Raw genomic sequence first — 11,334 nt, 5'->3', positions numbered from 1 at the left:
ATATGATTCATTAATATTATTTGTTAAGGTCCTGTCTGTCAGCCGTTGCAATATATATTACGTTTTCTCCAATATTGGTTGCATGATCAGCAATCCGTTCTAGATAGCGACCCACAAAAGCTAAGTACATACCTTGATCTAAGTTTTCCGGTTTTTCAGTCATAATAACTAATAGATCACGTACGACTTGATTATACAGTAAGTCAACTTCGTCATCCTGCAAAGCCAAATTTTGGGCGAGTTCCATGTCTTCGTTAGTATAAGCCTCTAGGCCCTGCCTCATCATTCCAAGTGCCTTTTCAGCCATAAGAGGAATGTCAACGAGTGGTTTACATAGAGGTCCATCAATTCTGCGCACTATCTTCGCAATGTCGATAGCCAAATCGGCCATCCGCTCGAGATCTGTCGATATTTTCATTGCTGAAATAATCTTCCGCAAGTCTTTGGCAACTGGCTGCTGGGTTGCGATCAAGCGCACACATTCATCATCCATCTGACGCTCAAAATCGTTGACCTTTTGATCCTCATTGATCCAAAACTCTGCTTGAGTCCGATCCAGGGATATTAGGGTTTGCATACATCCTTGTAAGATTCTTTCAACCTCATTACCCATATCTTTAAGTAATTTTGTCAAAGCAAGTTGTCCTTCATTCAGTGATTGCCGCATTTAATATCCTCCTCATATATTGAAAACACCCTATAATAATGTCTTCCGTTCGTAGTTCCCATGACATTTGCTGATTTCTCCGGGCTATTGTGCATATTATGCGTCAAAATAAGAATTGTATAATCTTTCTTAATTGTTTCGTGTAAAATTTGTGTCAAATGGCTACATTTAATGTATAAAGAATAAAAGGACTTGCAAAATCATTGTCGAATTAAGTCCCTAAGAAACTTTAGTGAGGTGTCAACTATGTTTGAGCAATCGATAGAACCTATCGACACATGTGGCTGTGGCGATGTAGGATTCCTAACAACCCGATCTATTCCTATTGACTTGGCCCACGGTGTCGGTCAAATAGATAATGTTCCTGTATATCACTGCCATTCCACTTCCTGCCGTGAGTTTACCCTACCCCCTATCGTCTCGCGTCGCCTCGAAGATATTGCGGAACAGATGGAAAACTCCCAATCGACGGTAGCCGTCTATACCTGGGAATCCCTTCAAGCAGAGTCTCCCGACTTTCTTCAAAGAACGAATGAGCAAATCCACCTACAGACTTTTACTCTTCAGTTTGGTGGCCGCGAATATGCAGATGCTCGCGTTTTTCTTATTATACCTAGCCAAGCCATCTTTTTCAAAAGTACGTTAGAGGACACAGAATACTATCTCCTCCGTTACGATGCAGAGACACGCACAGAAGGAACATGGTTTTCTTTTTTGAAATTTTATTATCAAGAACCAGAATTAACGTACGAAGATTTCCTTGAATGGTCAGAAGAGGGACACCTCAAAGAGTTAGGGCGTATCACCCTTGATGAGGTAGAGGATACGTTGATCGATGAGTTTGGCGACTGGACATAAGCAAGCGACGTGAGTAGGTAGGTGAACCTACTCACGTCGCTTTTTTGTAGAGATAGTTTTTAGTCCGTTCGCAATCGCTCCATTGCTACGATTGCTGCTTATTTGTTGTTTTTGTTCTTTGCCCCACGATGTTTTTTTTGGCCCTTGTGGATTTGATTGTCAGAACCTCTCCAGAATCGCCCCTTTTCTTGAACACCCTCATTTTCTGCTTCTTTGCTTGGTACACTTTTATACGCGGGCTCTGCACTTCTTGTATCTTTATAGCGCCCCTCTTTGCCTGGTGCACCTTTATACGCGGGCTCTGCACCCCTTGCGTCCTTATAGCGCCCCTCTTTGCTTGGTGCACCTTTATACGCGGGCTCTGCACCCCTTGCGTCTTTATAGCGCCCCTCTTTGCCTGGTGCACCTTTATACGCGGGCTCTGCACTCCTTGTGGCCTTAAAGCGCCCCTCTTTGCTTGGTGCACCTTTATACGAGGACTCTGCACTAGATACTTCTTTTTTCTTCATGCCCGATCGCCTTGTTGGTCCTTTAACTTTTTTATTGCCCGGTTCGTTCGAATCGTCACGTAAATATCGTTTCGGCCTAATCAGACATTTAGGCCCATACCCGATTAGATCTTCACGATGGACTAAGCGTAAGGCTTCTTCCACTAACTCATGGTTTCTAGGAGATCGATATTGAATTAGAGCTCTCTGCATCGCCTTCTCATGCATGCTTCGTGGTATATAAACTGGCTCCATAGTACGAGGGTCTAAGCCCGTGAAATACATACAAGTGGAGAGGGTTCCCGGGGTTGGGATAAAGTCCTGGACTTGCTCCGGATTGACACCCATGTCACGGACATATTCAGCTAATTCGACAGCCTCTTTCAAGGTACTTCCTGGATGAGACGACATCAAATAGGGAACAAGATATTGCTCTTTTCCTATTTGATGATTTACATCTTGGAATTGCTGCACAAATTCTTCGTACACGGCTTTTCCAGGTTTGCCCATCAAGCGGAGGACTTTATCACTAACGTGTTCAGGAGCGACTTTCAATTGGCCGCTGACATGGTGCTCACAAAGTTCCTTAATAAACCTCGAATTTCGATCAGCTAATACTGCATCATAACGGATACCTGAACGAACGAACACCTTCTTTACCTTCGGCAAGCCACGAAGGCGGCGTAATAGATCCAAGTATTCCTCATGATCATTATCAAGTTTGTCGCACGGTTCAGGGAAAAGGCACTGTTTGTGTGAACAAGCCCCTTTTGTCAATTGTTTTTGACATGCAGGGCGTCGAAAGTTGGCTGTGGGGCCTCCCACATCATGAATATATCCTTTAAAACGATCATTCCATGTCATCTGCTCAGCTTCCCGAATAATCGATTCGGCACTTCGGCTTTGGATGATGCGCCCTTGATGAAACGTTAACGCACAAAAAGAGCATGCGCCGTAACAACCTCTAACACTGGTAAGGCTAAATTCAACCTCTTCAATAGCCGGGACCCCTCCTAGCTCTTCGTAAGACGGATGATATGTTCCCATAAAAGGCAGAGCATAGATGGCGTCCATTTCCGGTTGAGTTAAGGGAAGTGACGGCCGATTTTGGAGCACGCTTTTGCGCCCATGAGATTGAACCATTGGTTTCCCATGAAAAGGGTCCTGTTGGTTATATTGCACCCAAAATGCCTCAGCATATTTTTTCTTATCAGAAGCAACCTCGTCGAAGCTTGGAAGAACGAGAGCCTCTTGAGGCGCAGCCTCTCCCGTCAATGGGACCATAGTTCCCCTAACATCCGTTATTTGACCAATCTGCTCTCCATTATTCAGACGTTGGGCAACCTCCACGATCGACTTTTCCGCCATTCCGAATACTAGCAAGTCAGCTTGACTATCTAGTAGTATGGATCGCCGAACGTCATTACTCCAATAGTCGTAATGGGCAAAGCGTCTCAATGAAGCTTCAATCCCACCGATAATCACGGGAACACCCGGAAGTGCTTCCCGAACGCGATTTGTATAAGCGATGGTTGATCGATCTGGACGAAGATCTGGTTTTCCTCCAGGAGAATACACGTCCTTGTGCCGTCTTTTTTTAGCTGCGGTATAGTGATTAACCATCGAATCAAGATTGCCTCCAGTGATCAGACATGCCAAGCGGGGTTTTCCCATCACTCGAAAATCCTTGAGATCTTTCCAATTGGGCTGGGCCAAAATTCCCACACGGAAATCGTGTTTTTCCAAGATGCGTGCAATAATTGCAATTCCAAAGCTTGGATGATCGACATAGGCATCACCAGTAATCAAGAGGAAATCCAGTTCATTCCAACCAATAGCCTCCATATCCGACCGACTCATGGGTAAAAAATTTCGTATGCGCATATTCTCACCTTTCTGCTAAAACAACACTTAGGATTAGACGTAAATAACCTTTACAAAAGAGAAAAGAGGGGCAACCCCTCTTTATCGATAGTTGATGAACTGTAATTCGATTCCGAAGTCTTCCTTACGTAGTAGGGCAATGGCTGCTTGAAGGTCATCTTTGTTCTTGCCAGTCACACGAATCTCATCGCCCTGAATCGAGCTAACTACTTTAACTTTATTATCTTTTAAAACTTTATTAATTAACTTCGACTTTTCTTGGGCGATCCCCTGTACTAACTTTACCTCCTGCTTAACGGTGTCACCGGCCGCCGATTGTGCCTTCCCATATTCTAACGATTTCAGAGAAACTCCTCTCTTAACAAGTTTACCCTCCAGAATATCAATGACATTGGTCAACTTGAAATCATCATCTGAAACCAATATAATCTTATCCTCTTCGAGCTTTATGGATGATTTACTGTTCTTAAAATCAAACCTCTGCGCAAGCTCTTTCTGAGCTTGCTGAATTGCATTAGCCACCTCAGGCAAATCTACTTTTGAGACAATATCGAATGAAGAATCTTTAGCCAAAATATAAACGCTCCTCTCAACTCAATAATTACAGGGATTTTAAGACGTCTGGAGTTAATACAACGTTATGGACAACTTGGCCTTCCTTTCCCAAACTCGGGTATGGTCTGCCGTTTAAGGTGACCGAAAGACCACCTGCATTTCCAACTGTAACTAGTTCAATTTTACTTGTCCCTTTAATTTCTTTGCTTGACCCAGATGAAAACGTCCCTTGTAGCGAAGGATGGCCGTCCACCTGGACTACAACCCAACAGGGTTGCGTGAAAACTAACTGTGCGGTTAAACCATCCATTGTAGCTGCAATAACATTTTGTGGTGTGCTTTCCGTCACTGGTGCACTCGGAGTAGGTGTGGGTGTTGATGTTGGTGTAGTAGGTTTTGATGTAGCAGTCTCTGTTTGCGGTGCGCTCGGCAGGGGTGGCATGGTATATGGGGTGTCTGCGATTTTTTGCCCACGTGAGTTCAATCCGGCGATCACAATGACGAAAGCAATAATCACAATCGCCAAACTCCCTATGATCGTTGGTCTAAACCACAATGGTCGGGATTTTACCACCATTTGAGACTTTTCCAGAACAAGAGCGGGCTCTGAAGTTATTGATTCATTAAAAAGTGCGATGATTTCATCCGGGTTTAAGCCCAGTTGTTTAGCATAGGTTCGTAAATATCCCTTGGCATAAGTTGTTCCAGGGAGTACTCCATATTCCTCTGCTTCTAGTGCTTGAATATAGCGAACGCGGATTTTCGTGATTTCTTCTGTGTACGTTAAGCTCCATTCTTTTTCTTCCCTTGCGACCCGGAGCATAATTCCTTCTCCTGCCATTGCTTTGACCTCCTTTTTCGGTAGACGATAATAGAATCCATCGTATTCTCAAATACACACTGTGATACAGCTTCTTTTTCCCCACGCGAAACCTTCGTCGTATCCAATCGTACGATTTTCATCTTCTAGTAAAGTATCTCCTAAAAAGTCAACTAGCACACCTAATTCGGCACGAACAACTCTTAGTTTATGAATTGATTTTCGGGGAAACCTTCTCATCCAGATAACCCTTCAATTCCCTAGACGCCTTCACCGGATCTTCATAGTTCAAATAAAATGTATACTCTGAACTTGGCTCATTGGGATAGGCATAAAGTTTATCATAGTATTCGACAAGCAACCGTTCTGTAAATACATCCAAGCAGTTTGTCTCTAATAAGTCACGTAATTCTCGAACTTTGACATGTCCCAAGGTTTTAATCAATCTCTCCAAGGCAATGTCTATTTCCTGAAGTGCATTGGGTACCGCAGTATACTCGTTTAATAGACGTTGCACCCGATTTTCCAAAGAGTCATAATGAAGAATCTGAATACCGTCTTGCATTGCTGTAAAGAAATTGGTCGGTAAAGTCACCCTTCCAATGCGTTTACTCTCACACTCTACAATAATATAAGGAAAATCGCTTAACAATTCAAGTTCCTCATACAATAAACCTTCAAATTTTTTCTGGGATGGCGGATCCCCTAGACCCATAGCACCAAATACGGACCCACGATTATTTGCGAGTTTCTCAAGGTCAATCGCGGGATATCCTTCAGCACGTAACTGTCTCAAAAGTTCCGTTTTTCCAACTCCTGTATTTCCGCGAAGCACCACAACCTGAAATGGAAGCTTATTTTGAAAGTAATCAACTATTTGATTGCGATAGGCTTTATACCCACCCTGTAAGCGATAAATAGGAATGCCCATTAATTCCACGACCGTCGCCAGAGACTTACTCCGCATCCCGCCTCTCCAACAAAAAAGAACCAACGGACCTTCCCTTGAAAGTTTCTCCACCGTCTTGACTAAATCCGGTAGTTTCGGGCTAACGATGCGCAAACCCTGTTCACGAGCCAAAATCGGACTGGATTGGGTGTAGATTGTACCAATCTCAGCACGTTCTTTGTTATCAAAAAGGGGAAGATTGATAGAACCCGGGATCGTTGCCTCAGCAAATTCCCCCTCTGAGCGTACATCGATGAGAATGGGGTGTTCTAGGGATTTTAGGTCTTCTACCTTAATTTCCTTAATCATTGCTAAACTTTATTCCTTCCAACTAGGTCATATTCAATACTCCTTATCATAAATCCTACTGCAAAATTATGCAACTAATGTGCAATCTCATCGGCCCACTGACCAAATTTTAATTCAAATTGCCCTCTTGTCATTAATACCTCGCGAGGTTTTGAGCCTTCGTATCCTCCGACGACCCCTTTACCCTCAAGAAAATCCATCAAGCGAGCAGCACGAGTATACCCAATGCGTAACCGGCGCTGTATAAGTGAGACTGAAGCCGTTCCGCTTTCAATAAAAAGCTGGGCAGCTTGATAAAACAGTTCATCTTCCATCTCTTCCTTATTCGTATTCACCAAATCCATGTTAGGGATCTCTTGATACTCAGGCTTCGCCTGATTTTGGAGGTATTCAACCACGTTTTCCACTTCTTTATCTCCCAAGTAACACCCCTGTACACGCAAAGGCTTACTCGCACCCATCGGATAATAGAGCATATCTCCACGACCCAGTAATTTTTCCGCCCCGTTCATATCCAAAATAGTTCTAGAATCAGTTTGAGACGAGACCGCAAAGGCAATTCGTGAAGGAATGTTTGCTTTAATCAAACCAGTAATTACGTCAACCGATGGACGTTGCGTTGCCACGATCAGATGTATCCCTGCAGCCCTCGCCATTTGAGCTAAACGACAGATCGCATCCTCTACATCGCTGGGTGCTACCATCATCAAATCAGCCAACTCATCAATGATCACCACGACATAGGGTAACGCAGGATGCTCCCCCTTCGTTTCTTGAGTGCGAAGAAAGTTGTAACGGACAATGTCTCTCACACCCGATGCCGCGAACAATTCATAACGGGTCTCCATTTCTGTCACAATCCATTTTAAGGCGCCCGCCGCCTTTTTAGGATCCGTTACAACGGGGGCAATTAGATGTGGGATTCCATTATAGTTAGCCAATTCAACCATTTTAGGGTCAACTAACAAGAACTTTACTTCATCTGGGCGCGCCTTAAATAATATGCTGTGAATCAATGTGTTAATACAGACGGATTTTCCTGAGCCAGTGGCTCCCGCAATCAGAAGATGGGGCATCCTCGTTAAATCAGCAATCACTGGCGTCCCCGTAATATCCTTACCTAAACACAGTGCCAACTTACTCGCAGTCCCTTGAAATTCCGTTGTCTCTAGGACTTCTCGAAAATGAACCATTGAAATTTCTTTATTCGGTACCTCAATGCCCACGACTGATTTTCCTGGAATAGGTGCCTCAATACGCACATCTGCGGAAGCCAAGCTCAAAGCGATATCATCAGCCAAGTTTGTTATTTTACTTACTTTTACACCTGGAGCTGGTTGAGCTTCATAACGCGTAATAGCAGGTCCTTGAGTAACCTGAGTTACTTTTATCTTCACTCCAAAACTGCCCAACGTTTCTTCGAGAATTTTTACATTATCCGCTAAATCCTTATTAAGTCTTGGATTTTTTACTTTCAATGATTTGTTTAATAAGACGACTTGAGGAAGTTGATAGTTCCCATCTTCACGGGTTTGACGTGAAATAGGCGTACTTGTCACTTTTCCCGGTGAAATTATCGTATTCGAGTTCATCCCACCCTTAACACCTGTAACACCCGTCATCTTCTCAAACCCTAACTGCCCTTTAGGTAACAAATCAGTTCCGTTAGCTTCGGTAGGAAGTTCGTTCTGATCTTCTAAGGTTTTGATAACCAGTGGTCGTTCTACTACATCAGGATCCAGCGCCACGGGTATCTCCTTAGGTGGAATACCCTTTTTCTTGCTCACTTTCGCATCTACTTTTGAGTCCACTGAATACACAGACTCCTTGTCACTGGGTTTTTCGCCTTCAGAGTTCTTTAAAACGTCCACAAAATCAGCGATTTGGTGCTTCATCCACTGTCCAGATTCTTTCCCAACCTGACCAACCTCTTGCATTCCCTGAATTAACGAGCGGTTTGTGATGAGTAAGGCACCGATGAGCGAACCCATGATTAAAATGACATAACTTCCGGGTATGCCAATAGTAGTTTTCAACAGAATTGTAAGCCCTGCACCGACTAATCCCCCACCATGCCCAAGCTCGCCTTCATGAAGCATGTCATCCCGCGAAAATGCTTCTATGCCCGGTAACTGAAGGTGGAGAATACCAAGAAAAACAAGCCAGAGAAGGAAGATCCCTGCACCCTTAGACCCCAGACGGCGCGTTTCCTTGTTCATAATCGTCAGACCCCATGCGCCCACCATAATGGGAATAAATACCCTTCCACCTCCAGCCAACACTGTCAAGAGGTGTCTGATTTGTTCGCCAACCACGCCACTTCTGTCTGAGTAAAGCGTGACCATTCCTAAACAAGCCATTCCGACGACAAAAACCCCGATTACTTCATTCCGTATAGTCTCCTTCAAAGACATTACACCTATATTCGCCTTTGTATTTAACTTGCGGCGTCTTTTAGCCTTCGCCACAGACCAATCCTCCAAACATAAAGAAATTTTATATTTATTCTACATTCTATAAATTCCACAAAAGATAGCGTTCTCCTTTTCATTCCTGTAAATACACGAAAAAAATCAGCAACACCTTTAACATACAGATCCCTAATAGTATTCTTATGTCAAGTATTGACCCTATATTTTCCAATAAATTAAAAAGCGGCTTTTCGCCGCTTCTCTTAAATCTTAGACTCCGTTCTCTTGACTTTGCTCAATTAAACGGTTAAGTTCTTCAAAGGCATCTTTAACTCCGCCTACTGCTTGGATTAATCCAGCATCAACAGCTTCTTGCCCAATAAGGATTGTACCAATATCCTGAGCTAACTCACCAGTCTTGAACATAAACTGTTCTAGATTTTCCTTACTAATCTTAGAATGTGAATAAATGAATTGGTCAATTCGTTCTTGCATTTTTCGTAAGTAGTCGAATTGTTGATGCCCATTTATGACTAATCCGGTGTAGCGAATCGGATGAACGGTCATTGTCCCCGTTGGTGCAATAAGACTACTCGAACAACTGACTGCAACCGGAATCCCAATACTATGGCCCCCGCCAAGAACTAAGGAAACTGAAGGCTTACTTAAACTGGACAACATTTCTGCGATCGCTAGTCCTGCCTCAACATCTCCACCAGCAGTATTCAAAATGACAAGAATCCCCTCAACATTAGGGTTTTGCTCGACAGCCAATAGCTGCGGAATGATATGCTCATATTTAGTTGTTTTGGACTGGGCCGGTAAAATCTGATGTCCCTCGATTTGCCCAATGATCGGTAGACAATAGATTCGTTCTGTCACACTCGGAAGTTGTATCTGTCCTAATTCCTTTAGATTTGATACCGGAGCATCCTTATTTTCTTCAGGTGAAAACGTTTCATTAGAAAGCACCCGTAAGACCCCCTTCGCTAAGTCAAAAACCCTCTCGCTGTACATTTCCTAATTTTGTGATAACTAAAGGCATATATTTTTGAGAGGTTCTCTATTATTATGGAGGTTTGTTTCTAAAATCATACATTTTCTGTTTAATAACCAAGTAATATTCAGCTTGAAGGAAGCCAAGAAATTGCAAAAACACCAACCAAGTAAACTGGTGGTGCCTTTGCATGTTTTACATAAGCACGTTACTTTCTACATTGGACTTTATATCTGAGTATATAGGTTGGACTGTATTTATTTGCGTATTCTGAGTAGTCGTTTTACTTTGGATACCTTCAACAATTGACGGTTTATGAAACGTGACTAACGCTTGAGCTGTGGTAATTCCGTATATAATATTGTTGAACAACTCAGCGTAATGCGTCTTTGTCATATGTGGCTTAGTTGCAAATATACTAAATCGTCGACCAAGCCCATAGATAAATTCCCATGTTACTGCACCAAAGAACGCTCCCTTTAGAGTAGCATGGTCTTTTCCTGTCCTTATTAATAATAAGTTTAAAGGATACGCTAGAGTAGCACCAGTTATAAGATGCATAATTTGACCAAGTATGAAGTTTTTTCGCTGATTAGTTCTAAAAGGACGTACATAAACTGAACCAGCAATATGTCCATAAAGAGCCTCCGTCTTTCTTGTCCTCCAAAATATCAAGTTTGAAACATCCATCGTTAATGTTCCTAAAACCCCCGAAAACAAACTAAGTACAACAGAATCTTTCATTTTTAAAACTCTTTGTACGGTTTTAAAAAAACCAAAAAGCCTATTTAATTGTTCCATTATTTAACCCTCCATTCTTTAAGCAACATTGGTGCGACGTTTTTTATAATGTGTAAAAAGAGCGATATTTACTCAAAGAAAATTTAACAAAATTAGATTTATAATGACAAAACTGGTAATTAGAATATAAATAATAACTTCATAATGAGTTTGGAGACAACACAAAAAGACTACCTCGTTAGAGATAGTCCTTTTGCTGGTTACCCGGCGATGACCTACGTTCCCAGGGGCCTGCGCCCCAAGTATTCTTGGCCCTGAAACGAAAGGCGAATGAGCCTTTCGCCACACTGCGACTTACAACGCACTCTCCGGCAGTGTGGATCCTTAACTTCCGTGTTCGGTATACGAAAGTCGTGCGAGACTTTCGCCACACGGCAACCCATAACGAAAACTCCAGCAATGTGGACCCGAAGGGGTGGAACTCCGACCCCATAGACGTTTAAATGCTTAAAAATCGTTCGTTCTAACACAAAAAGACTACCTCGTTAGAGATAGTCTTTTTGCTTGTTTACCTGGCGATGACCTACGTTCCCAGGGGCCTGCGCCCCAAGTATTCTTGGCCCTGAAGGTCTTAACTTCCGTGTTCGGTATGGGA

General features: G+C 43.0%; 10 protein-coding genes and 1 rRNA gene. 1 reads left to right on the top strand and 10 read right to left on the bottom strand.

Translation table 11 applies throughout. The annotated features are described in order from the left end of the window. Positions 1-16: 16 nt before the first annotated feature. The gene (phoU, locus tag E4K68_RS11630) at positions 17-667 is read right to left on the bottom strand and encodes a phosphate signaling complex protein PhoU (RefSeq protein WP_135379111.1); all 651 of its coding nucleotides are present in this window, start codon (positions 665-667) and stop codon (positions 17-19) included. Positions 668-913: 246 nt separating this feature from the next. Here phoU and E4K68_RS11625 point away from each other — a divergent pair, with 246 nt between their 5' ends. Then, the gene (locus E4K68_RS11625) at positions 914-1,525 is read left to right on the top strand and encodes a hypothetical protein (RefSeq protein WP_135379110.1); all 612 of its coding nucleotides are present in this window, start codon (positions 914-916) and stop codon (positions 1,523-1,525) included. Between the two features lie 98 nt (positions 1,526-1,623). On the opposite strand, the gene E4K68_RS11620 is transcribed toward E4K68_RS11625, so the two are convergent. From E4K68_RS11620 to rrf, 9 genes are all read right to left on the bottom strand, one after another. Continuing rightward, positions 1,624-3,897 (bottom strand): YgiQ family radical SAM protein, encoded by a 2,274-nt coding sequence (locus E4K68_RS11620; RefSeq protein ID WP_135379109.1) that lies wholly within the window; start codon positions 3,895-3,897, stop codon positions 1,624-1,626. Positions 3,898-3,978: 81 nt separating this feature from the next. Next, complete coding sequence (locus E4K68_RS11615; RefSeq protein ID WP_135379108.1) at positions 3,979-4,470, bottom strand: YajQ family cyclic di-GMP-binding protein; 492 nt, start codon at positions 4,468-4,470, stop codon at positions 3,979-3,981. 28 nt (positions 4,471-4,498) lie between these two features. Next, positions 4,499-5,293 (bottom strand): helix-turn-helix domain-containing protein, encoded by a 795-nt coding sequence (locus E4K68_RS11610; RefSeq protein WP_135379107.1) that lies wholly within the window; start codon positions 5,291-5,293, stop codon positions 4,499-4,501. Between the two features lie 187 nt (positions 5,294-5,480). Next, positions 5,481-6,530, bottom strand: a complete 1,050-nt coding sequence (gene mnmH / locus E4K68_RS11605; protein ID WP_135379106.1) for a tRNA 2-selenouridine(34) synthase MnmH — start codon at positions 6,528-6,530, stop codon at positions 5,481-5,483. A 74-nt stretch (positions 6,531-6,604) separates the two neighbouring features. Beyond that, the gene (locus E4K68_RS11600; RefSeq protein ID WP_135379340.1) at positions 6,605-8,944 is read right to left on the bottom strand and encodes a DNA translocase FtsK; all 2,340 of its coding nucleotides are present in this window, start codon (positions 8,942-8,944) and stop codon (positions 6,605-6,607) included. Between the two features lie 267 nt (positions 8,945-9,211). Next, positions 9,212-9,913: an ATP-dependent Clp protease proteolytic subunit gene (locus tag E4K68_RS11595; RefSeq protein WP_243450349.1), complete on the bottom strand. Its 702-nt coding sequence runs from the start codon at positions 9,911-9,913 to the stop codon at positions 9,212-9,214. A 220-nt stretch (positions 9,914-10,133) separates the two neighbouring features. Next, on the bottom strand, positions 10,134-10,739 hold the full coding sequence (locus tag E4K68_RS20650) for a hypothetical protein (RefSeq protein WP_199241754.1): 606 nt from the start codon (positions 10,737-10,739) through the stop codon (positions 10,134-10,136). A 215-nt stretch (positions 10,740-10,954) separates the two neighbouring features. Next, positions 10,955-11,209 (bottom strand): hypothetical protein, encoded by a 255-nt coding sequence (locus E4K68_RS11585; RefSeq protein WP_135379104.1) that lies wholly within the window; start codon positions 11,207-11,209, stop codon positions 10,955-10,957. Positions 11,210-11,249: 40 nt separating this feature from the next. Beyond that, positions 11,250-11,334, bottom strand: a 5S ribosomal RNA gene (gene rrf / locus E4K68_RS11580); the annotation flags it as partial.

Source organism: Desulfosporosinus sp. Sb-LF (assembly GCF_004766055.1).
Lineage (GTDB): Bacteria > Bacillota > Desulfitobacteriia > Desulfitobacteriales > Desulfitobacteriaceae > Desulfosporosinus.
Note: the sequence above shows the minus strand (reverse complement) of the source record. Positions and strands in the feature narration are given on the sequence as shown.